At 38.8% G+C, this 25,338-nt stretch carries 27 protein-coding genes; 1 reads left to right on the top strand and 26 read right to left on the bottom strand.

What is annotated here, in order from left to right:
* Positions 1–170: 170 nt before the first annotated feature.
* The 8 genes from rlmN to A5883_RS01120 all read right to left on the bottom strand — a co-directional run bounded on the left by rlmN (position 171) and on the right by A5883_RS01120 (position 7,773).
* Complete coding sequence (gene rlmN, locus A5883_RS01155) at positions 171–1,238, bottom strand: 23S rRNA (adenine(2503)-C(2))-methyltransferase RlmN (protein WP_015510422.1); 1,068 nt, start codon at positions 1,236–1,238, stop codon at positions 171–173.
* Positions 1,239–1,538: 300 nt separating this feature from the next.
* Positions 1,539–1,835, bottom strand: coding sequence for a hypothetical protein (locus A5883_RS01150; protein ID WP_074934078.1), 297 nt, complete (start codon positions 1,833–1,835; stop codon positions 1,539–1,541).
* Between the two features lie 8 nt (positions 1,836–1,843).
* Positions 1,844–2,215, bottom strand: coding sequence for a type II toxin-antitoxin system PemK/MazF family toxin (locus A5883_RS01145; protein ID WP_005227961.1), 372 nt, complete (start codon positions 2,213–2,215; stop codon positions 1,844–1,846).
* A 9-nt stretch (positions 2,216–2,224) separates the two neighbouring features.
* On the bottom strand, positions 2,225–3,346 hold the full coding sequence (gene alr, locus A5883_RS01140; protein WP_086337846.1) for an alanine racemase: 1,122 nt from the start codon (positions 3,344–3,346) through the stop codon (positions 2,225–2,227).
* Between the two features lie 122 nt (positions 3,347–3,468).
* A complete protein-coding gene (acpS, locus tag A5883_RS01135) occupies positions 3,469–3,834 on the bottom strand; it encodes a holo-ACP synthase (protein WP_015510424.1) in 366 nt (121 codons plus the stop codon).
* Between the two features lie 203 nt (positions 3,835–4,037).
* Entirely contained in the window at positions 4,038–5,561 is a 1,524-nt protein-coding gene (gene cshA / locus A5883_RS01130; RefSeq protein ID WP_074934076.1) for a degradosome RNA helicase CshA, read from the bottom strand.
* Positions 5,562–6,056: 495 nt separating this feature from the next.
* Positions 6,057–7,352, bottom strand: coding sequence for an ISLre2 family transposase (locus A5883_RS01125; protein ID WP_086337845.1), 1,296 nt, complete (start codon positions 7,350–7,352; stop codon positions 6,057–6,059).
* 220 nt (positions 7,353–7,572) lie between these two features.
* Positions 7,573–7,773, bottom strand: a complete 201-nt coding sequence (locus A5883_RS01120; protein WP_086337844.1) for a hypothetical protein — start codon at positions 7,771–7,773, stop codon at positions 7,573–7,575.
* A 389-nt stretch (positions 7,774–8,162) separates the two neighbouring features.
* On the opposite strand from A5883_RS01120, the gene A5883_RS01115 reads away from it, so the two are divergent.
* Positions 8,163–9,374 carry an IS110 family transposase gene (locus A5883_RS01115; protein WP_176323941.1) on the top strand — a complete coding sequence of 404 codons (1,212 nt, stop codon included), beginning with the start codon at positions 8,163–8,165 and terminating at the stop codon, positions 9,372–9,374.
* Positions 9,375–9,970: 596 nt separating this feature from the next.
* Here A5883_RS01115 and A5883_RS01105 read toward each other — a convergent pair.
* From A5883_RS01105 to A5883_RS01020, 18 genes are all read right to left on the bottom strand, one after another.
* A complete protein-coding gene (locus tag A5883_RS01105; RefSeq protein ID WP_086337842.1) occupies positions 9,971–10,597 on the bottom strand; it encodes a hypothetical protein in 627 nt (208 codons plus the stop codon).
* A 268-nt stretch (positions 10,598–10,865) separates the two neighbouring features.
* Positions 10,866–11,108, bottom strand: a complete 243-nt coding sequence (locus A5883_RS19070) for a hypothetical protein (protein WP_086337841.1) — start codon at positions 11,106–11,108, stop codon at positions 10,866–10,868.
* Between the two features lie 180 nt (positions 11,109–11,288).
* Complete coding sequence (locus A5883_RS01095) at positions 11,289–11,540, bottom strand: hypothetical protein (RefSeq protein WP_086337840.1); 252 nt, start codon at positions 11,538–11,540, stop codon at positions 11,289–11,291.
* Positions 11,541–11,557: 17 nt separating this feature from the next.
* Positions 11,558–11,779 carry a hypothetical protein gene (locus tag A5883_RS01090; RefSeq protein WP_086337839.1) on the bottom strand — a complete coding sequence of 74 codons (222 nt, stop codon included), beginning with the start codon at positions 11,777–11,779 and terminating at the stop codon, positions 11,558–11,560.
* A gap of 2 nt (positions 11,780–11,781) precedes the next feature.
* Positions 11,782–12,357 (bottom strand): recombinase family protein, encoded by a 576-nt coding sequence (locus A5883_RS01085; protein ID WP_086337838.1) that lies wholly within the window; start codon positions 12,355–12,357, stop codon positions 11,782–11,784.
* Positions 12,358–12,372: 15 nt separating this feature from the next.
* Positions 12,373–12,978, bottom strand: coding sequence for a protein adenylyltransferase Fic (gene fic, locus A5883_RS01080; protein ID WP_086337837.1), 606 nt, complete (start codon positions 12,976–12,978; stop codon positions 12,373–12,375).
* A gap of 231 nt (positions 12,979–13,209) precedes the next feature.
* Complete coding sequence (locus A5883_RS01075) at positions 13,210–13,467, bottom strand: Txe/YoeB family addiction module toxin (protein ID WP_086337836.1); 258 nt, start codon at positions 13,465–13,467, stop codon at positions 13,210–13,212.
* Positions 13,464–13,730, bottom strand: coding sequence for a type II toxin-antitoxin system Phd/YefM family antitoxin (locus A5883_RS01070; RefSeq protein ID WP_086337835.1), 267 nt, complete (start codon positions 13,728–13,730; stop codon positions 13,464–13,466). Before A5883_RS01070 ends, A5883_RS01075 begins: the two co-directional genes overlap by 4 nt.
* 122 nt (positions 13,731–13,852) lie before the next feature.
* Positions 13,853–16,012 (bottom strand): DUF3991 domain-containing protein, encoded by a 2,160-nt coding sequence (locus A5883_RS01065; protein ID WP_086337834.1) that lies wholly within the window; start codon positions 16,010–16,012, stop codon positions 13,853–13,855.
* Between the two features lie 36 nt (positions 16,013–16,048).
* Entirely contained in the window at positions 16,049–17,293 is a 1,245-nt protein-coding gene (gene mobP2 / locus A5883_RS01060; protein WP_086337833.1) for a MobP2 family relaxase, read from the bottom strand.
* Positions 17,290–17,769 (bottom strand): hypothetical protein, encoded by a 480-nt coding sequence (locus tag A5883_RS01055; RefSeq protein ID WP_086337832.1) that lies wholly within the window; start codon positions 17,767–17,769, stop codon positions 17,290–17,292. Before A5883_RS01055 ends, mobP2 begins: the two co-directional genes overlap by 4 nt.
* Positions 17,770–17,773: 4 nt before the next feature.
* The gene (locus tag A5883_RS01050) at positions 17,774–18,046 is read right to left on the bottom strand and encodes a hypothetical protein (protein WP_086337831.1); all 273 of its coding nucleotides are present in this window, start codon (positions 18,044–18,046) and stop codon (positions 17,774–17,776) included.
* 698 nt (positions 18,047–18,744) lie between these two features.
* Complete coding sequence (locus A5883_RS01045) at positions 18,745–19,593, bottom strand: hypothetical protein (protein ID WP_086337830.1); 849 nt, start codon at positions 19,591–19,593, stop codon at positions 18,745–18,747.
* Positions 19,594–19,651: 58 nt separating this feature from the next.
* Positions 19,652–20,026, bottom strand: coding sequence for a thioredoxin family protein (locus A5883_RS01040; protein ID WP_086337829.1), 375 nt, complete (start codon positions 20,024–20,026; stop codon positions 19,652–19,654).
* The gene (locus A5883_RS01035; protein WP_086337828.1) at positions 20,016–20,639 is read right to left on the bottom strand and encodes a hypothetical protein; all 624 of its coding nucleotides are present in this window, start codon (positions 20,637–20,639) and stop codon (positions 20,016–20,018) included. The genes A5883_RS01040 and A5883_RS01035 overlap by 11 nt, the downstream gene beginning before the upstream one ends.
* A gap of 7 nt (positions 20,640–20,646) precedes the next feature.
* Positions 20,647–22,335, bottom strand: a complete 1,689-nt coding sequence (locus A5883_RS01030) for an NlpC/P60 family protein (RefSeq protein WP_254907810.1) — start codon at positions 22,333–22,335, stop codon at positions 20,647–20,649.
* A complete protein-coding gene (locus A5883_RS01025; RefSeq protein ID WP_086337827.1) occupies positions 22,332–24,995 on the bottom strand; it encodes a hypothetical protein in 2,664 nt (887 codons plus the stop codon). The genes A5883_RS01030 and A5883_RS01025 overlap by 4 nt, the downstream gene beginning before the upstream one ends.
* Positions 24,992–25,321: a hypothetical protein gene (locus A5883_RS01020; protein ID WP_086337826.1), complete on the bottom strand. Its 330-nt coding sequence runs from the start codon at positions 25,319–25,321 to the stop codon at positions 24,992–24,994. Before A5883_RS01020 ends, A5883_RS01025 begins: the two co-directional genes overlap by 4 nt.
* Positions 25,322–25,338: the final 17 nt, after the last annotated feature.

Below are 25,338 nucleotides of genomic sequence, written 5' to 3'. Positions count from 1 at the left end.
TTTTTAATGGATACCAGCTTTTAGTATAATCTATTTTTTTCTTGTAAAACAATGTTTTTTGAATTTTCTTTCGAGGAATACGCTTTCTTTAATGTGTTTTTTAATTACTTTGATAGTAAATAAAAAAAAGAAGAACTGCGCTTGTGCAGTCCTTCTTTTGCTTTTTACGTTTAAGAAGCGGAGGCTTCTTTTTTCATTTGTTTGCTTCGTAGCTGTCCGCAAGCTGCGTCGATATCTGTCCCGTGTTCTTTACGGATCACGCAATTGATGCCGTTTTTCTTTAAAATGTCATAAAAGGCTAGCACATCGGCTTTTTTACTTCGAGCGTATTGGTCATGCTCACTCACTGGGTTATATGGGATCAAATTGACGTATGACAATTTCTTTTTATCCTTCAATAAAGCAGCCAACTGACGGGCATGTTCTGGCCGGTCATTGACATGATCCAGCATGATGTACTCAAATGTGATCCGACGATTGGTTTTTTCTAAATAATAGTCGACCGCTGCCATCAGCTTTTCAATCGGGAAACTCCGATTGATCCGCATCATGGAGGTTCTGACTTCGTTATTTGGGGCATGCAGCGAAATCGCTAGGTTCACTTGCAAGCCGTTCTCCGCAAACTCTCTAATTTTATGCGCTAAGCCGCTGGTTGACACAGTAATATGCCGCGCGCCGATCGCTAAGCCTTTCGGGTCATTGATGATCTGTAAGAAATGCATCACATTGTCATAGTTATCAAAGGGTTCGCCGATCCCCATGACCACCACGTGAGAGACTCGTTCCCCTTCATTGCGTTCATCAAAATAGTGTTGTACTAACATGATTTGAGCCACGATCTCGCCTGCCGTTAAGTCTCGTTGCTTCTTTAATAACCCACTGGCACAAAACGTACAGCCGATGTTGCAGCCGACTTGGGTCGTCACACAAACGGACATGCCATATTCTTGACGCATCAAGACCGTTTCAATCATGTGATTGTCTGGCAATTGGAATAAATACTTGACGGTTCCGTCACTGGCTTCTTGTACCACCATCTGTTTCAGGGGATTGATCACAAAGGCTGCCGACAGTTTCTCAATCAAAGGTTTCGGTAGATTGGTCATTTCTTCAAAGCTGGTTACTCGTTTTTCATAGAGCCACTCCCACACTTGGTTGGCACGGAATTTCTTTTCATTTTGTTCAGTTATCCACAAAGATAGATCTGATTTGGTAAGTCCATAAATCGATGGGTTCACTTTTTTCCCTCTTTTCAAACTAGTCGCTACATACTATAACTGAATTCTTTGTGAAAAGCAACCGTACATTGCCTGATCTTCAAAGCATTCTAGCCCCACGCTTTTGTGGTATTCCTCTTTTTTGAAGATGCTCTTTCTTCCATTCATTGAATCTTTGGCCATAGGAAACCTCTCACAAAGACCTGCATGAAAAAAACAAGCAGTGACAGAACCTGCTCCGATGTACGAAACAAAGCGGCTCTTTCCTGCTTGTTTTCATGAGGGGGCTGTTTCCTCGTGCGCGTTACTTTCATTACATGATCACATTTCAAAAGAAAGCACTCTGCCTTCTTTGGCGGTCAACATGCCCCGTTGCGGCGGCTGCAGTTGCAAATAAAGTTGTAGCGACATTTCTAGTATCAGCTCTTTGTCTCCCTGCTGAAAAACGCCGTAATAATGTGTCTGTTCCCGCTTTTCTTCATATGTATGACTCACAAGATAATATCCTTGTTCCATGGTTTCGTTGCGCTTTTTTGTTTCTGAAAGAAAACGGCGAATATGTTTATACGTAAAGAAACTCAATAAAATGATAACTGCTATTAATACTACATACCCCATTGACAGATTTACACCTCGATCGTTGATGTGGCAAAAGTCGGCTCAACACCAATACTGATCATCAAGGCAGCATCGACTTCACACATCACTTTATCATCTAAGTGACAAACCTTTTCTTTCAAACGGCTTTTGTCGATCGTGCGAATCTGTTCCATCAAAATGACGGAGTCTTTGCCAATCCCTGTGCAAGAAGCGGAAATCCCAATATGCGTTGGTAATTTCGGCTTCGCCATTTTTGCCGTGATCGCCGCAATGATCACAGTGGGACTGAAGTGATTCCCCAAGTCATTTTGAATGATCAAGACCGGACGTATCCCGCCTTGCTCCGATCCAACCACTGGTGAAAGATCGGCAAAATAAATATCTCCCCTTTTTACCATAGGACCACCCTAACTTTTATATTCTCGCGGAACCCTTGCTGAAAGGGTACACGCTACTTCATAGTGAATCGTTTCTAACTGGTCTGCAACATCCTGCATCGTAATTTGTTCCCCATGATTCTCACCGATCAAGGTGACTGGTGTACCGACAGCAAATGCCCGCGGCAAACGAATCATCAATTGATCCATACACACTCGACCGACGATCTCACAACGCTCGCCTTCTACTAAGATCGAGAAGCCTTGCATTTTTCGTAACCAGCCGTCAGCATAACCGATAGGCACGGTGCCGATCCATTCCTGACGTGGAGTGATATATGTTTCACCATAGCCAATCCCCGCTCCTTTTTCAAGTAATTTCACTTGTATCAGTTCAGAAACGAGCGAAAGCGCAGGTTTTAAGGAAAATGGTTCGCTCAGCGCATGACCTGATGGGTTCAAGCCATACATTGCGATCCCAAAACGGACCATATTTCCCACTGCTTCTTTGTGCCATAAAGAGGTTGCGCTGTTGCCTGTATGTATATATGTCGGCAAATAGGGCAAAACAGTTAAGACTTCTTTAAAACGTTGGTGCTGGGTTTCCCAATAGCTCGTGTCTGCTTGATCCGCTGTGGAGAAATGGGTAAAGATCCCTTCCCACTCAAAAGAGGGGTGATCTTCTAACCAAAGAACGGCTTGGCGCACTTCTTCGGCAGTCAAAAAGCCGATTCTCCCCATACCAGTATCCACCTTGATATGCACTTTAAGCGGCTTATTTAGAGGGTTCTCCTCTAAATAAGCGCCTGCTTCTATCAACCAGTCCATCGAAGCGACTGGAAATGACAAATCATAGGTCGTCAGCAAGGAAATATCACACACGTTCACGACACCTAAGATCAAAATCGGGTCAGTGATCCCTGCTTCTCTCAATTCGATCGCTTCATCGATCGTCGCAACGCAAAAACCATCTGCGCCGCCTTCTTTGGCTGCAAGAGCGGTTTGAACCGCTCCGTGTCCGTAACCATTCGCTTTGACCACCGCAAAAAGAAATGTCTCGCTTGGTAAGTGAGCAATCTCATGTTTGATGTTTTCGGTAATCGCAGTTGTATCAATTATCGCTTTCGTTGGTCTATGGTAAGCAACCACCATTTCCAGTTCCTTCTTTCTACTAGTGCTTGATCAGATGAACAAATTAAGTTGGTTTTATGTAGTCGGCTGTTCGTCCATGAAGTATCAAAGTCTTCTTGACTGACAGACTACTTCAACTTGGTTTATTCACTATCTAGTACTTCTAAAATAATTTGTGCAAAAGCAGTATCATTTGTATGGGTGATACTGACAAACGTTTTTTCTAAAGGATGCGGTGCTTTAGTAACGATCGGTGCACCGAATTCATTGGTCAAGACTTCAATATCATGAAAAGAAACTTTGCCGATCCCTGTCCCCCAAGCTTTCGAGAACGCTTCTTTGCAGGCATAGCGCCCACCAAGGAACTCTACCTGACGTTTCAGAGGCAAACGTGCAAATAATTTTGCTTCCTTCTCTGTTAAAATACGCGTTATAAACTGAGGTTTTTTTTCAATTAATTCTTTCATTCGAGGCAGCTCGACTGCATCGATCCCGATTCCTTTGATCATTCTTTTCTCTACCTTCACCTAAGATAGGGTTTTCCAAATTGGAAATACCCCTTGTTCAGCTAGTTACCATTCTACCAAAAAAATGGCGAATTACCATTCAAATCTGACGAGTTTATACGGAGATTAAGATTTTCAATCGCTCATATTTGTTTTTTATATAAAAAAAGACCTTGCAAGTTTCCTTACAAGGTCCACAAACTTAATTAGTCTTGGTTATTTCTGATTACGAAACCGCGTTTTTTGTCGTTGCTGCGGCGGTTGTTTTTACGGGCACCATCTTTTGAATAGTTGCCACGGGCTTTATTGCCGTTGCCGCCACGGTTCCCACCGTTTTCTTTGCGGTTACGATTGCCGCCATTGCTGTTATTGCTGCGACGTCCGTTTTTATTGAATGATTTTTTTCCTTGAGGTAATGGGCGCTCTGGTGTGATCTTCACTGGTGCTAAATCAGCTGGATCTTTCGCCATTGTTTTTAGAAGCAGTGCTGCTAAATCTTGTGCAGAATAACGTTCCAAAAGATCGTCGGCTGCTTGCAAGTATTTATCCAAACCATTTTCATCCAATTTTGTTTCAACGGCTTCGATTGCGGCACCTAATTGACCTTTAAATGCTTCTTTTTCGGTTGGTGGGCGCATTGGTGTCATCCGTTTTTTCGTTAAGTTTTCAATGACATGCAAGTAGCTCATTTCGTTTGGTGTAACGAAAGTCACTGACATTCCGCCTTTTCCGGCACGACCTGTACGTCCGATCCGGTGAACATAGCTTTCAGGATCTTGAGGGATATCGTAGTTGTAAACGTGTGTAACACCAGAAATATCTAATCCGCGAGCTGCTACGTCTGTGGCAACTAAGATATCTAATTGACCACTCTTAAATGAACGCAAAACGCTCATCCGTTTTTGTTGAGAAAGGTCCCCGTGAATGCCTTCAGCTTTGTAGCCACGGGCTTCTAAACCACGTGCCAATTCATCAACGCGACGTTTCGTACGACCGAAAACGATCGTCAATTCAGGTGATTGCACATCCAACAAACGAGTCATGACATCGAATTTTTCGTAATCTTTTGAGCGAACATAGTATTGATCAATCAAATCAGCGGTCATTTCTTTGGCTTTGATTTGAACATGTTCAGGCTCTTTCATGAATTTCACGCCGATATTTTTGATTGCTGGCGGCATTGTTGCTGAAAATAGCAACGTTTGACGAACATCTGGCACTTGGCTGATGATTTTTTCAATATCTTCCAAGAAGCCCATGTTCAACATTTCGTCTGCTTCATCTAATACAAGCGTTTCAACCGTACCTAATTTTAAGGTGTGGCGGTTGATATGGTCTAACATACGTCCTGGCGTACCAACTACGATATGGGGACGATCTTTTAATTGACGGATTTGACGGCCGATATCGGCTCCACCGTAAACTGCTTGAACGCGAATTTTTTTGTCTTTACCAAGACGATACAATTCTTCTTGGGTTTGGATCGCTAATTCACGGGTTGGGGCAATCACTAATCCTTGTAGTTGATGGTTCGCTGGGTCGATTTTTTCTAACATTGGCAAACCAAATGCGGCGGTTTTACCAGTACCGGTCTGTGCTTGACCGATCACGTCTTTGCCTGCTAAGGCTAATGGAATCGTTGCTTCTTGGATGGGTGTTGCTTCTTCAAAGCCGGCACGCTCAACAGAAGTCAATAATTCGTTGGATAATTCTAGATCTTTAAATTTCAAATGGATCCTCCTAGGCTGGTCATCTTTTCGATGCCTGTTTTTCTATCATCGAAGCGTAGGTTAGTTCTTCAGAAACACAAGAGTAGTCCCATTTACTCTTATCTTTCTCTCGGTACCGAAAAACCGCTTCACGAAGGCATTATAAAAGGCTAAAACAAGTGTTGTTTGTCTCAGCCATCATTTTATCTCAAAACGTCAATGTTTTTTACAGTAATCATTCTGTGCTTCATCTTTCGGCGTTAGATAAGTATAACACGTTTTGAAAGTTTCAGCAAGATTTCAACTCCGCTTGTATGTGTCGGAATTTTAGTTAGACGCTTATCTGATAAGAATTTTAGAAGTTTTTTAGAGGATTTTGAAGAAATTCGTTTTCATTTTATTGTACAAGAAATAAAACCCGAAAGCTTTACTCCTCGACAACCCGAGCTTACCTCTTTTTTTAGAAAATTGCAATAGTTTTATTTGATTTTTTTGAATATATGTTCTAATTTCTTTTTATTTCATTATTTTTCGAATATTATCCACCCGAATGCGAGTTAAATCTTTTTCTTCTCGTCCCTTTTTTAATTGTACTCTTGGCCGATCTAGTAATTCAAATTGGGCATACTCTTCCCGCCACTTGCCAAAAAAGAGTTCTCTTAACTGATTTTCCTTCACATCTACAATCATCCTTCCCATTGTCTCACCACCTAAGACAGACCAATACATTCCTTTTTTCTTCATGCGATTAGCAATCTTTGATTGTTGCGACTCCATAATCCCAATTCCATCACTAGAAAAACCATAGTTTTTAGGTGATTTTGTGTACACAAAATCCCGCAAAAATTTCTTGTTAAATTGTTCAAATCGAATCATTTCTTCCTCTGTTTCAACAATTGATTCGATCGTCTCTAACACCAAACGGGCTTCTTGCTTATTGTGTGTAGCAACTGCCTGAAAGAAACGTTCTTGCAACATCGGATGATAGCCCTTAAAAAAATCCTTGATTCGTTCGTTTAAATGATAGCGATCCCAAAAATGAAGATGCTTCCCAGAAAATCCCGCAACAAGCTCTTTGAAAACATACGGGGTATATCCCTTTCCCATATCAGAATTTGTAATTACCACCGTTTCCTCACCTAATTCATAGCGATTATAAATATAGTCCACAACTTCTTCTCGCGCTTTTTTATTACTCATTGATACAATCTCATGTTTATCAATTAATTGTTTTCGATTGCGATATTCTTCCTCACAACCTCGATGGATCACAAAATGAGCCAACTCAGCAGTCTGTTCCCCTTGGCGATTCGTTTTAATCCGAATCCCATCCCCTTCGATATATAAGACTGGAACTTTTTGCCGTTGGTTTATTTGGTTTTCCCCATAATAACGATAAGCTTCTCGTTCTTGATAATACACTCCTGCAAGCTGTACAGCCTTACTAACCGTATCCTTTGTGATATAGATACCTTTTAAAAGCTGAAATGTTTTTACAACTTCACGATAAGGCATTTTTGTCGCTAATTCTGCCACTTGCAACAATAATTCCATTGAAAACCGAGTATATTTGGGTAATCCTAATACTTCATCTACAGGATAGCGATACTCATGATTCCGTCGATAACACTTCCGAGAAAAAGTAATTTCACCAAAAGTAAAGACAACTGTTCGTTGAGCCGTTTTCACGTATTTCCAACCTTGCGCCTGAACTTCCATACCTACTTTCCGTTCAATGGCGTGGAGTTTTTCTAGAAATCGCTCAATCGCTTTTTCCTGGTATTCTCGTTCAAAATCCAATTCGTTAAACATACGCAAATTCCTTTACTGTAGTTCTTTTTCTTCAAGTATAGGAATCCTGCATTTTTTTACCAAATCCTTTTTTGTTCTGTCAAGCAAACAAAAAGACTTTTAAAAAACTCATTGTAAAAAGAGCGATTCAACAAGGATAGTTGATTTTGATAAAATCATAAACAATAAATGTTCCTCTACAAAAAAAGACTCTAAATAATCTTTTAGAGCCTTTTGATTGCTATTCATCTTTTTTATTCCATAATAATCCGATAAACGTAACCACAAACATGAGGCCAAACGTCAAAAGAAAATCATGAAACGCTTCTGAAAAAGAAGCCCCTAAAAATACCAGATTGATAATAAAATAGCCTAGCGGAAGAATGAGAGAAATTGCTGCACACGAAAGTATAAAAACAAGTACTTTTTTTATTATTTCCATACAGCTTTTATCCCACATTTTCCTGCACTAAAAATAATCTGTGCTAGAATGCCTCCAGGTACCATTTTCCCTATCATTTTTTCAACACTTTTGTCTCCTCCTACTACAATATATTTATAGGTTATAAGGCACTACTAGTATCATTAGTAATCCCTTTGATCTATCATGTTGCTTAAGCTGTTAGAATGAGAGGGCAATGGTCGGGCATTCTCCTCCTTGGACTTTACGTCCGTAAAAAAGTCTGCCAACCAGCTGCTCATTCACAGCGTTCGTTTTATGCAGGTTGAACTGCTGTTTCCCAGTACGTTCGTGTCACACCCCAGTAGATTGAATCGGCAATGTGTTTATGCTGGCTTTCCATTGCGAATAATCTGAAGGAGCTGATCATCTTGAACGCAGTAGGTATTGATGTTGCTAAAAGTAAAAGTGTTGTTTCGATCATTCGACCTTTCGGTGAAGTGATTTCTAGCCCTTTTGAACTCTGCCATACTTCTAGAGACATTGATGAATTTATTCATTCTCTTTCCAAACTTGAAGGAGAGGTTAGAATCGTCATGGAGTACACAGGCCGCTATCACGAGCCTGTCGCTCATTGGCTTACCGATGCGGGTTTTTATGTCAGTTTGGTCAATCCAAAACTCATTAAAGATTTTGGAAACAATTCCCTTCGTAAAGTGAAATCTGACAAAAAGGATGCCGTCAAAATCGCTCGTTATGCGCTTGACAACTGGAATGACCTGCGACAGTATAACCTTATGGATAAGACAAGAGACCAACTAAAAATCATGAACCGACAGTTTGATTTTTACATGAAACATAAAACAGCTCTCAAAAATAATCTCATTTCTCTTTTAGATCAAACGTTTCCTGGGGCGAATACTTTTTTTACCAGCCCTGTTCGAAAAGACGGCAGTCAAAAATGGGTTGATTTTGTCACCTCTTTTTGGCATGTCGACTGTGTTCGGAAAGGCTCTCTGGCTGCTTTCACTGAACGTTATCAGAAGTTCTGTACGCGTAAAGGCTACGACTTTCACCCAGAGAAACCAGTACAAATCTTTGAAGCCTCTAAAAAGTTGATTGCTCTTTTACCGAAAGATAAACGGACAAAAGGTCTGATTATGCAAGCGATTGAGCAGTTAAATACTCTTTCTAGGACTGTTGAGCAGTTGCGCCTACAGATGGATCATACAGCTGCGCAATTGCCAGAATATCCGATAGTCATGGCTATGAAAGGCGTGGGCCCATCATTAGGACCACAACTGATGGCGGAGATTGGCGATATTCGACGGTTTTCTCATCGAGGTGCTTTGACTGCTTTTGCAGGAGTAGATCCTGGTGTGAATCAATCCAGCAGCTATAATCAGAAAAGTGTCCGAACTTCCAAACGCGGATCTGCTCAACTACGTAAATCACTGTTTCAGGTAATGGACGTTTTAGTGAAAACTTCGCCTGAAACGGATCCGGTTTACGCATTTATTTCTAAGAAGCGAGCAGAGGGAAAACCGTACTACGTTTACATGACTGCGGGTGCGAACAAGTTTCTACGCATCTACTACGGACGAGTAAAAGAGTACCTTGCATCACTTCCAGGTGAGGATTGATCTTAGTTTTTAAGCATAAGTCGAAACCAGCGATAATCGGTGGTTCTATTTGTCATGCCTTCAATTCAGATAAATCTTTATTCATTTTCCTCTTGACTTTTTATTTGCAGGCTTTAGAAACAAAGTCTTTCTTTATTATCTAATACTTTATAGAAACCAAACTCCCGCTCTTCTTTGTCATAACAATCCTACAAAACACCAGCCCAACATGAAAAAACATGCACAGTAGCTAATTAAGAATTTTTATGTGACAATTCAAAATATACACTAACATCTATTTGTTTCTTTTTTTTAACTGTTTTTTCATAATACGTAACCCTACACTAAAAACATAAAGCTTATAACCAAAAAACAGACATGCAAATAAAAAAAGAAGAGTGGTCAAAAATATGATAACAGATTGACTTTCAATAAAAAAAACAACTAGTGAACCAAACAAAAAAAGACACAACAAAAAGAAAGCGAGAACAATAAAATAGACAAACCAAGAAAATAGATATAGAATTTTTGATTGCTTCTCTTTTTCGCCTATAGAAAACAACTCATCCGAAAAAGCAACGATTATTTCCAATAATAGAAGTATTATGTTCATAGGCTTATGTTAGTTCTATCCAACCGTTTCCAGGGATTTTATCTGCTTTATCAATTGCTTGAGCAATAGCTTTTCCTGGATCAGCTATCTTAGCAATAACTGTAGACAAGCCACTAATAATTTTCCCAAGCTGTTTTATCCTGATTGTAGCTGCCAATCTACTTTGTAACGCTACCGCAAGCGCTTGAAACCCATGTTTTCTAATGTAACTTGTTATAGCTCCTCCTGTAATTGATCCGAGGATTACATTAATCGTTCCGGCTAATACATTCACAGATACTAATCCATGTGCCGCCCTGAAACGTATATCGCCATCATTAACAGATTTATCAAGTCTTTCAAGGTTTTGAAAATCACTTGATGCGGAATCAAAAAAATGAATAAGAGACTGTCTATAATTATTTTTTTGTTCCGCAGACATTTCTCCATGCCTGTTCACTTCATCGTCAACTGCTTTATAAAAATCTCGTTTTTCTTCCTCAGTCATTTTTTGAACATCTAATGGATTCACGTTCAATTCTTCATTGCTGACCTTTTCAGCTGCATATACTCCTGTCCCAGAAGTTATAAACACACTAAATCCGATTATTAAAATACCTAACACAGAAAAAATCTTTGTTATTTTGAACATGTTTCTTGCCTCCTCACGATTTGTATTCTTTTGATCCGCTGTTCCCAAAGCTGAGTTTTTCCCGTTTTTTGTTTTACTCCTTTCCGCCTTGTAACAACCTTCACAAGCACAGATTTACATAGATTTAGAAGAAAAAACAGACTGTTTTTTCTTGTTTTTTTCATATATAATTTATTTTATAAGCATTTTTTATTGTGCCTCGTATATTTGTACTAGATTATCCAATTGCTCAGTAGACAGTCGCTCTAGTTCTTCATACGTCAATCTACTATTCTGAAGAATGCACATGATTTTTTCTTCTCTCAACATCTGCTTCCCATTCCTTCCAGTGTTTATATTTCCAATGATACGGCAAATCATATGCTTTAATCCAAATAAACGTTTTCTCTATCGGTGCTTCAACCAGCTCAGATAATTCGACAATAAGCAACTCTGGTTGTTTCTGACAAAGAGAACGCAGTAGGTCAATTTTTAATTGATCTTTCTTTGTTTCTTTAGCTACGTGCCTCATCTCTTTCACCCTCTCCTATTTTTTCTTCTAGAAAAATCATTCTCGAAAAACGACATGCAGAAATTGTTTCCATTTCCGCTTTTTTTCATTTTCATTTTTTGGTATGCTTTTCTTAGGTTGGCAATCCAAACTATGCAAATCTCACAAATCCACCTTGGCGCCAACCTGGCGGCTACTTTTTCAAGTAGTCGTTTTTTCTTTTTCTTGCGGAATTCGTATTTTGCGAATATACAAGTCAATCTGATTTGAGGTTTTTAAGCGGTATTTCCAACATTCGCCATCTACATAGTCACAGAGATAGCCCGCTTGTGACAAATAGTAATCCAACTCCCGCCAATCATACGCCAGATCATCAATCAACCACTCAATCATGCCATGCTCATTACGTTGTCCTAAAATATAACACTCAAAAGGTCGTTCTTCTTTACTCAATAAAAAGAGCAGATCTTTTATAGATCCGCCCCTTTGTTGTTGCTATGTTTGATCTTATCAAGAATCACTCCAAAAGCCTCAAAGGTATCTATATCGAGCTGGCACAACCAAAGCAAGTATTTCTTTTCTTTGTATGTCCAATCAATTGTGGAGTGTGAAGACAGGAGATTAATATATCTTGATCTTTGCTCATTTGAAGCTAGTTGCCAGCGTTTCTCAAAAATACTTTTTTCATCCATACTCAATCCCCCTCTTCAATTTTTTTCTTTATTCTAAAAAGTGTACTACGACTAAACCCAGTAATAACTTCTACTTCTTTGTATGACTTACCCGAAGTAAGAAGTTCATATGCATGTTGCTTCTTAGGTGTAATCGTGGCTTTCGGACGTCCCTCTCTGTAATTAGGATTATTCTTTTTTGCAAACATTTTTCCTTCTTGCGTACGCTCTACAATCATATCACGTTCCATTTCAGCAACACTCAACAAGGTACGAACGATCATTCTCCCCATCGATGTATTTTCAATCGTTCCTAAATTCAAAACCTTGATCGTAACGTTATCATCGAGTAAAGGCTCAATGATTTCTAATGCTTCCCGTGTATTACGAGCGAATCGATCAAGTTTAGTAACGACAATCTCATCTCCAGGTTTCAGACTATCCAATAACTGATTAAACTTTGGCCGATCTCGTTTTGTACCTGTAAATTTTTCAGAAAAAATATTCTTCTTCTCAACACCATTCTCAAGCAGCTGTTGGATTTGTTCTTTTGTACTTTGAGAAGCAGTAGAAACACGTGCATAGCCATATTTTGTCATTTGCTCCACCTGCTCCTACAAATCATCGATTGTGTACTCAGAGTATCCTTCATAGAAATAGCTAACATCAATACCCTTCATATACAACTCGCGATCGTTAATTTCATCAGTTAGAGCGTTAGAAATCAGATAGCGTATTTCTAAGTCATTTACCGGACTCCGCTCCATTGCAGAAAGATAGTCTTCTTTGTTAATCAAGTTCCAATCCACAACTTTTTGCAATTCTTCTTTCAAAATGAGATCCAACCAAATTCTAGTACTTCGTCCATTTCCTTCACGAAAAGGGTGAGCGATATTCATTTCCACGTATTTCTTGATAATCTCTTCAAAAGAAGTTTGTGGCATCTGATCAATATGCTTTAATGAATGTTCCAAGTACATGACCGGTGCAAATCGAAAATTTCCTTTTGCAATATTGACCGTCCGAATTTTTTCGGCAAAATCGTAAATTTCTGAAAAGAGAAACTCATGAATTTCAGATAAGCCTTTAAACGTGCCGACTTCGATTTCGTTTATTTTTCCTGAATCGTATAATTCCTTCGCTTTTTGCTTGCTGATTTTTTCTTCAGCCTTGGCCAACTTAACTTGATTGATCAAACCCAATTTATTCTCTAAAACCATGTAGAATCCCCTTAACTTTATGACATAAGTTTATGAAACGTTCTTAAACCTATTATATCGCAAATTTAACCACGTATCAAAAACTTATAAGTTTTTGATACGAAAATCAGATGAATTGTTGGTAAAAAAGTGTTCAGAAACTGGTCTGAACACTCGACACTCGCAATTCGCCTGTTTTCATAAATAAACGAGTATACTACAGAAAAAGTAGGTCTGATTCTCAAGTGAGAATCAATCATAATGATACCTAGCTTGAACAATAATTAAAAAATCCTCTTGTACTTTGTACACAAGTCTATGCTCATCTGTAATACGTCTTGACCAATAACCAGACCAAACATTTTTTAAAGGTTCGGGTTTTCCGATTCCTTCAAAAGGCTCTCTCTTAATTTCTTTTATAAGTCTCCGTATTTTTTTAGCTACTTTTTTATCTTGATCCAACCAATATTCGAAATCTTCCCACGCTTTTTCATGCCATAAAACTTTCATTCAAATTCCTCATCCAAATCGAATTCTTTAAGATTAGAGAGTGACCGTTCTACATCGGTAATTGCATCATCCAGTCGGGTTCTATTTAATTTTGATTGCATCAAATAAAAAGTTTCTTGCCAGGCATCATAATCTGATTTGCTTAATACTACTACATCAGTATTATCATTCGTAGTTACAACTAATCTCTCAGAATCATCATTAATTTGTCGCATTAGTCCTCTTAAATTTTGCCTAAAATTACTGTAAGTTACTGCTTCCATTATAATCCCCTCCATTGTACAACACCATTGTACAATCGTTTCCCTTGCATGTCAATGTTATCCACTCTACATTTCTAAACCTATACAGCTCCTGACACGGATTGATATAAAAAATACACTGGCTATATCCCCCTTCCTCTATTCCTAGTTAGTTTCTTATCAGTCCTAAATTCTGAAGGAAATTGCTGTGTACGGATCATTTCCTGGAGTTGTTCTTTTTTATGGCTTCGTTCCTGCTTCAATTGATTTTCTTCCAACCATGTTTTCCCAATCACCGGTAAAGCCGATTTCATAGGAATTACCACTCCTTCATCTGTCATAATCCCCTTTTCTTTTGGTTGATACGCAGAGAGTTGAGTGATCCCCTCAATGATTTCTTTCGATTGCTTTGTACGATCAAAGCCAAGTGTCACATGCTCAATGGATTTCCCTTCTGCTAAAGAGAAATTGATCCAATCAACCACTGAATCCGCAGATGGATCCGACAAACTACATAAAAAACAATCTTTTAAGCTGTTTTTGTGTAACGACCAATAGGACAATAAATCTTCTGGCGATTGAAAAAAGATCATTTCTCTTGCTTTCCCCAATGTCAAATTAAACCCATAGCCTGCTTTGGACTGATAAAGAATGCCGTGATCAACTTTTTGTCGCCCAAAGCTTTTGTCCTCTACCGTACCTGTATACTGACCACCAACCACTTGTCCCTTTTTTCCCCATAAATAAAGAATTCGGTCATTTTCATCTTGTCGAATCAATCCTTTTTTTATTAAAGCTTCTACAATTAATGGATCAATCCCAAATGTTTTTGTCAAATGTTCCTGAATAATCTGTGTGTGTGTTGCCTCTTGTACCGTATAACGAAACGATTCCTGCTTTTGCTTTAAAATACTCCCTTTAGAAAGAATAGGAACAATAAGCGGCGTTTTTCCTGTTCTTTCTCCTGATTGAATCGCTTGTTTTAACTGGTCATTCTGGTCTTTTTTCACCTCAGATACGATCTGAATATTCTCCAATGAGTCATACACTTTTTGCCATCGCAACTTCATTGCTTGGCGATCCATTTGAGAATGGAGATCATCTTTATATAGAGTATCCAAAGTTTCTAAGGTAATGGCTTGTTCGTGGATTTTTTTTGCTACTCTTCGTAAACATGTACCCAAGGAAATCGATTTTTTAGGATCTGCTTGTTTATCTTCTACTGCAAAATAACCGTACAAATTGAACCCATTCGCTATGACTTCAGACGTTGTCCAATTATTCTCCACTTTGTGGATCGTACTTAATAATTTCCAATCAACGGCATATTCTGCGGCAATTTGTTGCGTCAGTTCATACACTTCTTTCGACATGTCTTGATTGAAAGGAATCAATTCAATGTTCTTAATCAATTCATTTGACTCTTTTCCTTGTTTAAAATTCAAATCCCGATCCAGCCGATCATAAAACCGGTGCCCTGCCGCATCATTATCAACACCGTAATAAATCCCTTCATAAGGTAACATGTTCCAATGTTGGTAAGTCTCTTGAATAAAATGGATAACGGTTTGATCCTTTAATCCTTCCATGCAGATCAACCGCGCATTCGTTAACTCTTTATGCAACGACCAATAAGAGAGTAAATCGATTGCGGCTTCAAAGAAAAATAGTTTTCTCGGCTCTCCAAGAGTAAGGTTAAATCCATAATGCGAACGGGACGTTTTCATAATATATTTCCCTGAAGAGCCATTCTTTCGTTTTCCTGTCGTAATTGACGTCGCACCAACTGTTTTCCCATCGGGTTCTCCATATTCTTTCCAGTGAAAAACAGCACTATGATAGACGAGATCCTGAATTAACAAATCATGATCAATCAAATAGTCAACAATTTCTTGATCAATGTGCCTTTCATGAATTAAATAGGTTCTCACACGTTCGGTCGAATCCGATTTTACATATTGATAACGATAAGGTTCTTTCTTTTCTTCAACTGTCTGTCGTTGATCATGTTCATTCAGCTCTTCTCCCAAAAGCAGCCCAACTGCTTCTCTGAAACTATATCCTTCATAGTCTTGCAAAAGCTTAATAATATTATTCCCTCTGGACTGTCCATTATGATAAAAATAGTTTCGTTTTCGATCAATCACAATGGTTTCATGACCATTAATATAATATTTAGGGTATCGCCCACTTCCTTTCAATTGGCCTTTCCCAAAATGAGTAATAAAATCTACAATATCTACATTCGCGGCTTGTTGTATTTCCTCTTTCGAAAATATACGTGCCAGTTTCTTCTCGGTCATTTTCTGTGCCTCCTATACACAAAAAAAGGAAGCGACTTAATAGCCTCTTCCTCTTTGTTGCTCTTGTTTTCTTTTATATTCTGCTTGATACACATCACGTTCATAGGAACAACGGTTCAAAAAATCTTGATACGATTCTTTGACACTTTGCTTCAAAACAAAAACACTTTTTTGAGTCAATTGCCGTTTTGCTCGTTCTTGATGGAACCTCTCCATTTGCTCTGGAGTAAATGTTTGCGTTTGTTTCCACTCTTGGACACTGACTAAGTGACTTAAGTCTTTTAACAGCGCATTCCCCATCATCTTAGAAAGCTCTGCTCGCTTATTCTCTGCATAACGTTTTCCTTCATTTCCTTCTGGAGAATGTTCCCCATACACACGCAGATAAAATGCTGTTTGTTCGGTTAAAAGCTGTTGCAGTTCTTCATACGTTCCAGGTCGTTCCTGATGCAAAAGTTGTTCAGTTATTCCATCAATCATCGATTGATACGGTTTAATGGCAGAATGATTGTATCGCCATGTTCGACGATCCTTTGGCAGGTGATTAATCAGTTCCGTTAACTGTCGAAGCAACAAAATATTTTTTGAATAGCCTTGTTGAAAAAGACTCTTTGTTAACTCTTCTCGCATCAAATAGCTGATTCGTACCAATGCGGGTTCTCGGTTCTCGATCGTATTCGCAAACGTTGATTTCATTGCACGTCGAGTTTTAGGTGGAATCTTTCCCCGATAGACTTCTCTTCCATAAAAATTCATTTTGGGTAAAACATGTTCTGGTTGTCGAACCACAAGCATGGTATGCACATGAATATTTCCCGTATTGTAATGAATTGCTCCTGCCCATTCCACGCTTTCGCCTAACCCCATTTGGTCAATCATCTGTTGGATTGATTGTCTTGTCGCGTGTCGAACGGCCGCTTCGTTCAATGTATAATTTCCCTTTTCATGCAATAACCCCAACTCCTTTAAGTAGTTATTATCGAAAGAAAATACGGTCTGCCACATTGGACTTTCATTGGCCTGTGCTTCTAAAAAATGTTGCTTGATTTGATACTTCGTCTCTAGATCCACATAGTCTTGTCGAGAAGTAAATAATGTACTGATTCGCTCCCCACCATCTCGTAATTGAAGGGCAGGATCAGTGACAAATGCATGCCACTGATCCACAGTTTGTTTTCTTGTTGCTTCTGAACGATCAATATAGTCAATGGCTTTTCTAAACTTAGAACTCTTCGCAGAAATAAATTTTGTTTTTGTCACAACTCCTGGTGAAGCACTCATACTTCAATGCCTTCATCTTTCCTTCCCTCTTTCGCTGCTTTCTTTGCGGTAGCCTGTTGCTTAAAGTGAGCAATTTGTTCACTAATTCGCTTTTCTGCTTCATCCAATACATAGGTTTTTGAACGAGTCGTTAAAACAACATCTTCTGGCATTCGATCAATCTCCAGTGCGTTTACTATATGGTTCAAAACCTCTGTTAACACTTTCGTTTGTCGGTCTGCATAACCCGTTCGAACACGAATCACATCTAATTTTTCTTTCAACTCTTCTAGAATGTTATTCGTAACAACGTCAGAAATAATTTCAGCTAACTCATGGTGATCTTGCTCAGCTCTTGCTTGTTCAACTAGTTCCTCGATAGCTGTCCCATAAGATATTTTTTCATCCCTTCTATCCATATACTCCTTTAACCAATCCCTGGTTTGTTTTGACACATAGGCATTGATACGAACTGCTGTTTTTTCTTCTTGATTCATCTGGTCACTCTCCCATCACAAAGCGATACAATTCCTGTACCTTTTTCATTTCTTCTGTACATAAATTCAATGCAAAAACCACTTCTTTTACGACTTCTGCATACCGTTCATCTAACGCTTTTACTTCCGATCGTTCACTCAATTCCACTAAATGATCATAAAGAAATTGATTCAAAGACTTCTCCTCCTGACTGGCCAATTCCATCAGACGAACTTTCTTATCCAGCGGAAAATCTCTGACTCGCAATTCATCAAAATTCGACACTGTTTTCGCCATAGACAGACCTCCTTTCAAAAGATTTTCTGTTGAACGAATACGCCAACCGAGGCACAGCCGAGGGAGGCGTATTTTTGTTCAAGAGCATAAGGGAAAACTGTACCCATTTTTCAAATGGATCCTTGCAGTGCAAGGGGTTTTCATGGGTACAGATAAAAGCAAAATAGTGCCACTTCTTGCACTATAAATTTTGTGAAAAAGTAGTGTTTTGCACTAAAAAATAGGGAATAGTGCCAGTCTTGGCACTATTTTAAATAACAAAATTCACAGAAAAATTAAAACAGTGCTACTTTTAACACTATACTTTTTCTCTATAGTGCCGGTTTTAACACTATAATTTTTTCATAGTGCCACTTCTTGCACTACAAAAAATCGGATAGTGCCACTTTTAACACCATCAAATAGGCAAATAGTGCCAGTCTTAACACTATAAAAAAAGGATAGTGCCAGTTTTGGCACCATAAAAATATCCCCTAACATGCCCTTAGTGCCAGTTTTAACACCATAACTTTGTGAAATATCCTCTTTTTAAACTTTTTAGTGCAAAGGATTTTCGATACTTTTTCCATGTTATTTTTGATTTTTCTCGATTTTCCCCTTTTTCTTTTCCGGAAAAATCAGCAGCTTTTTAGAAAAATCTTCCTAATGTATTTGACACTTTTTCCAAATGAATTGGATTTTTTTCCTTGCTTCCTTCCTTATTTTTCTAAACTTTTTTCTTTCTCTTTTAGCTTTTCAATCTGCTGTTGATACTCTTCTTTTTGTCTTTGTTGCTCTTCTTGTTGGTTGATATATTCCCGAATCGTTCCTTCCAATTGTTCCATTTGACCATTGGTTTCCATCTGCTGTTTCTCCGTCTGATACGGTAAATCTTTCGATAGTTTGTCGATCGTTTGCGTCAATTCTGTCACACTTTGTTGCGATTTCTCAATGGCTTTTTCGCATTGTAAAATCGCCTTTTCACGTTGATGGATACTATACTGAATCGCTTCTTTTTCCACCATTTGTTGTGTAGGAATGTGTACTTTTTCTGGGTTTAAATCATCCTTACTAAAGACTAATTTCTGTTCAGTAGACTCCCCAGCTTGCGTAAAAGAAAGAGTCACTCGAAGTGCATCCCACTCCTTTGATAAGTGAGAAATTGCCAATACAGTATAGTCATTTTCTCCAGAAAATGTCTTAACTGTTGATCGATCTTTCTGCCCATTTTGATACTCTACAGACACATGCCATTTCCTTGTTTCAAACGAGGCAACTTCTAAGGATGGATTCCCTAACTTCAGTAAAAGTTGCCCTGTTTTTGGATCCATTTCATAGGAAACAAGCTCATATTGAACATCATGAAATTGTAAAAGTTGCCCTTCTTTGATGGTATGATAGACCGGATCTGTCGAAATAAAAAAGTTCAATCCAATCAACAAACTGTAAAACAAAACAATCTCTATCATCCATAAGAAATACCAAATCGATTGCCTCCGACGGAAGTGTAATTGCTTCTTTTCCCACCAATCACGGAAACGATCCATCCGTGTTTTCGGCTGTTCCATCGTGTCCCTCCTCATACAAAAAAAGAAGAAATGCCTCAAACACTTCTTCTCTCATTCACTATTTTTTCCATATAAATAAATCGATTTCCTGCCAATTTGTACTCGTTTCTTTTTTAGAATTTTTTAGCAATGTAGGTACCTGCTTCAACCCATATTTTCTAATATATTGCCGATTAAAGGTTTGATTCAGATTCACCCATTGAATCTTTTTTCCAAGTAATTTTTCCCCATAAATAAGTGGGAAAACAGATTGACAATCTGGACAATCATCTCGATAAAAGAAATAAATATCCCTCGATGAATCAGGGATAGAAATAGGAGGAGACTGTTTCATTTGATAGAAACAATCTCCTCCTAAAAAGAGAAAGAAAAAGAACAAACAACCAAGCGTTCTCATCAAAATTTTCTTCTTTGAAAAACGATTAATACACATCGATATCTCCCAAATTATCTAAATCCGCCAGTTTCCGTTCTTTTCGATCAAAGATTACTTTGTACAACGCATGCCCCTTTTGAGCATCACTTCCAGCTACAGAAAATTCAAATCGAACCATCACTAAAGCGAGCAATTTCCCATTCGTCACCTTTCTCATATCAGTCATCAAATAGACTTCAGGCTCTTCAGATAAATACGAACGAGTTTCTACCGAATACTCTCCTTGATCGGCATCATTTGGGAAAAGATCATTGATTCCCGTACTTGTAACCCACTGTTCCAATTTCTTTTTTCGATTCGCAACACTATCTTCCCTCTTCGTTGTATCATAGTCACATATCAAAGAAAATGTTTCATCAATGGCTTGATATAAAGCCTGCTTTTCAGGGCCATACGTCTCCCGATCCAGATCCTCATACTTTTGTTTTTCTTGCTCTAGTTCCTCTTGTAATTTGGCATTTTTCTCTTTTTCGTTTGCTAGCTGTTCTTGTATCCCTTCCTGCTCTCCTGAATAGTTTTCTCTTTCATCCACCGTTTGACAACCACTGACTAACACCCCTAATAATCCCATAAGCATCAAATACTTCCAACAACTTTGTCTTTTTTTCATCGTTAATCTATCCCCCTTTTCCTTGTATAAATTCTATTTGATCGACCGTGGTTTTGTCCAATACACGCCAAGAAAGAGTCCCAGATCCTGGATTCACCACATTGGTTTCACTCACTAAGATACTGCCATCTGGATTGACATATTCACACACGGCGATATGTCCATACGGTGGAGTTGATCCTGCTAAACCACCATAAATACTTGCGGCCCAACCAACTTGTGGCTTGCCTTTCACCACGGTATAGCCTCTTGCACGTGCAGAAGCGCCCCAGGAGCCGCCATTGCCACCGTCGCCTGAAAACCATTCGATCGGTGTTCCAAGCTGTGACATGCGATTATACGCTCCCCAAGTACACTGTCCAAAAGGATAATTATTCCCGGCATAGTTTTTATTATCTGGTGGCGGCAACGTTAATTTGCCTTTATATTCTGCTGGTACTTCTAATGTCGGCGCAGAATTTTGGCCTACCACTTGTGTCGTTGCTGTTTCTGTGGCACTTGGTAAAATACACCCCTCTTCATCGGTACCACTGTCTAAATCATTGGATAAACCATCCACCGAACCAAACCAATAATCCCCATACAATGCATTTTCTTTGCAGACTTCCCCCGGTTGTGGTTCTTCAATAATCTTCCCATCCCCAATGTAAATCGCTACATGATGGGACTGTCCCGTAGGCCCCCAAAAGACCAAATCTCCTGGCTTAGCCTGATCTTGTTCGATTCTTTTTACTGCGCTTGATTGTGTTTCAGCAGTCGGCGGCAAATCAACCCCCACACGTTGATATACCAACATCGTAAGTCCTGAACAATCCATCCCCGTTTCCCACTCACGGCCGCCCCAAACATAAGGTACACCAATCCGACTTTTCGCCAAGTCGACAAGCTTATTTCGTTTGGATGCATTGATTGTCGCTTGACTTTGTTTTTTAGGAAGAGAAACAATTGAACCATTTAATTCCGATTCATCCTTATAAGGCGCCGTGCCATACTTTGTAATAGCTTCTTGATCCAACCATTGATAGTTCTTTCCAAAAGTCTCATAAGCAGCATGTAATTTCATCAAATAGGACCCATCAGTTGCCCAACCGCCTTGCGCAATCGCACGTAGTGCAGCTAATCCATCTGTATTATTGATCGCGCCTTTATAAAGGCTTTGATGCGCCATAAATTCCGCTTTCCCGACAATCCCGGCACTATAGCTTTTGAACCACGTATACGCGCCCCCAGTGTTATCACCGACATTGGTTCCAGGTTTCGTGCCGGTAATATCCACCGCATCTTTGCCAAATGTTGCCAACGTGATAGGGAAGTCTTCTAAACGAGAAGTCTTGACACCTCCAAAATTGTGCGCTTGCCAAAAACTGGTTCCCGAAGGATTCGTAAAATTGAATCCATTTTCCACCATCGTCTGTGCAATACTTGCTGACGGCAAAAAGCCCCCCGCTTTCCAGGAAAGAATATACGCATCTTTGTGACTTTTGATAAATTCATCAATCGATTTAGGAACACCAATATTCTCTGTCTCCACTTCTATATTCGCAGGAATACAATCCTCTTGTGTATCCATATTTTGATAAATAGCTAATCCAATGATCAGCACAAAAAAACTAACCAGACAAAAAGACAGGATTCCACTAGACAATAAAATTGGCCACACATATTTTTTTACCAGAAAATGTTTCAAACGATTCATAGGCGATCACTTTCATTGATTTTACGTCCTCCACCATTGTACAAGGCCAACTCCTCATCTGAGGCATAGACAAACATTTCATAAGCAGCATCTTTTCCTACCCTCAAAAGTGTTTGTCCTTGGCCAAACTGCGCAATTTTTTCCGCTTGTACATCGGTTAATACGCCACCATTTGATTCAGACAATTCTTCCTCTTCTCCTTCTCCTGGGCGAAAAAAGAAACGATACTGCATAAAATCATAAATATCAGATGTCTCATCTGTCACGTTTGTCCGCTGTTTCTTTCTACTTTGTAGCGAACGTGCCGTTTGCGTATCTAAACAAAGGCCTGCAAAACGTTTCCGTGCTTCTCGAGCATAGGTATTAAAGTAATTGACCATTCGTGGATTATTTGGATTTAATAAATTGTGTGCTTCTGCCATAAAAAACATGCCTCGAGAAAGAAGATCAAACGACACTTCATTATTTTTATAGTTTTGTGCTTGAATCCGACCATGATTAAACAACGTGGAACTGAATAAGTTGAACGCATTGAATAATTGGGCATTGACGTACCGATCATCAAAATTCGTTAACCCATCAATATTGAAAAACAAAATTTGTTCTTCGGATAAGTCGGGAACCGTTGTTGGCCCATTAAACATATCACGCGTTTTTTTAATTAGATTCCTTAACGTCGTATGAATGTTGAAACAAAGATTCCGTTCAATTTCATACTCCGCTTGCGCCATTTTCTTTTCTACAAGCGCAATCAGATCTGCCAAAATGGGATATTCTTCCGGTTTTAGTCGCGTGACTTGGCCAACAATACCATCTTCATCTAGAAATCCTTTTTCAGTATACAAATCCGTTACGACAGTATCAAATAAATCTAATTCTTCAATCGGCGCCTGAGGCTTTAAAATCGAGTACCACGTCCCTAGTTTCGCTAAATGGATCGTCATAGAAGCACTCTCATTGATTTGTAACGTCTCATCATTGATGGCTAATGGAAAAACCTCAAAAATATTTAATCGGCCATCCTGCCCATCCAAACGGATAATCGTTCCCTTTCTTTTACGAATCAATTCCGTAAATTCGCCTGACTTATCAAACCCACGAACCATATAACCTAATGAAATACACATATCCATGATTTTTTTCATTAATGTTGTTTTTCCATAGCCCATTAACCCTGTAATCAGGATATTATAAAACGTTCGTGTTTCCGTATTCTCAAAGAAATCAATCAACATTTGGCCCCCTGTATTTGACAAGCCAAAATACTTCCCTCGCGTATCTTTTAAACTAACCTCATTTGCAGGATAACTGGAACCAAACTCCGTACTAGCAATATCTAAACCTGATCGACGATTAGGCAATAACTGTTGAGAAAAATAGTCTAAAAATAAAGACTGCCATTCATACTCTTGTTCCAAGGTATAAGTAATCAGTCCAAACTCTTCTTTTTCTATTTTTTTTCGTGTCTCTAACACTCGCTTTTCTAATGCTTGGAGAGATTCCGCATACAAATACAAACGAATACTGCAATACTTTAAAATTTCTCTTTTTCGTGTAATATCTTTTGAAAGATCCACCAACCGACGGTATTCTTCAAGTTTGAGTTCTTTTTCAGTTGGATCTTTTTCTTGTCGAATCGTACCTCCTAGCTGTCGAATGGCATTTCGAATATCCTGCCGCAAGTGCGTATCATCTTGAGTCGCAACATCAATTGTTAATAGCTTATCTTTTATTCGAGTAAACGGTAATAGCCATAACGGTGCTGGTTCCGATTGCAATTTATAGACATGCAAACATGCTTGATAGCCTGAACCCGTTTGCGTATAAGTTTCAGCCGCTTTAAAATTTCCTTGCGGTTGAATCCGTTGCAACAACTGAACATCTAATTTTTCTTCTAAAATCCGACGATTCTTGACGACAAATTCTTTCGTTGGTAATGGGGCAAATTTTAACATTGGATTGGCCATTCGAAATAATAATTGAACCTTTTCTTCTTTAGTCAATGACTCAATTTGTAAAAGCCCTTTACTACGGTAAAAATCCGCTAAATTCTCTCGTAGTTTTTCTTCATCATACCCATAGATGAAAATAAAAAATTCTTCACTTTGGCGATACTTTCCAATAAACGCAAGTTCTTCATAGTTATTAGACAACATTTTTCGCTGAATAAGTTCATTGCATTGTTGATACTTCGTTTGAAAAAACTTTTGTTGCATAGAGGTATCCACTGGCGAATGAATCGAAACTAATTTAAAAGGAGGCGCATATAAATTGGTTAACGCTGCATATGAATTAGTGATTTGTTGAAATTCTTTGGCTTTCATCCCAAAAAGATTATGTCCACGCATGCGAACAATTTCAAAATAACCATGCGTATACCGAATAAACCCTTCTTCTGGGTGGCTCCCCCAAGATTTTATCGGATGAATGGATAAAATCTTTTGTAATTGTTTTCGACTCTTTTTTTGTGATACATGTTGATTAATCGATTGTTTTGTCGTCAACAAAGTATCTTTTCGTGTCACATTTTCTTTCGTTGTTCGATCTAATTGTTCTTCTTTTTTCTCGCGTTCTTCCGGTAAAACCACCGAAAATGTCGGCTTTTTTTGTTTCTTTTTCGTTTGTTTACGTTGTGCTTTTTTTGAAAAATCTACTTTCACAAATGCTTATCCTCCTTGTCCTGAAAATCATGACTGTCAATGCTTCGGTACCACTTATATTGACCTGTAATAAATCGCCGAAGCGTTAAATACATCATTAACAAATGGGATTTATCTGGATTGCTTTTAGGTGGTTTCAATAAAAAAAGAAGCTGTATTCCAGTCCCAACCCAAAAGACTTCTTGCAAAGGCGGAAAAGCCACTTTCCGAATCGCCCAAAAAGCCGCTGTAATCAACACAATAAAAACGATATCTTGAATCGTTAAAAACCAAATAATTCGCATTTTGGGACGTAGGCTTTCAATATTTCGTAATTCTCTATCCATGCGTTACAACCATCCTT

It is taken from the genome of Enterococcus sp. 5B3_DIV0040 (assembly GCF_002140755.1).
GTDB lineage: Bacteria > Bacillota > Bacilli > Lactobacillales > Enterococcaceae > Enterococcus_D > Enterococcus_D casseliflavus.
Note: the sequence above shows the minus strand (reverse complement) of the source record. Positions and strands in the feature narration are given on the sequence as shown.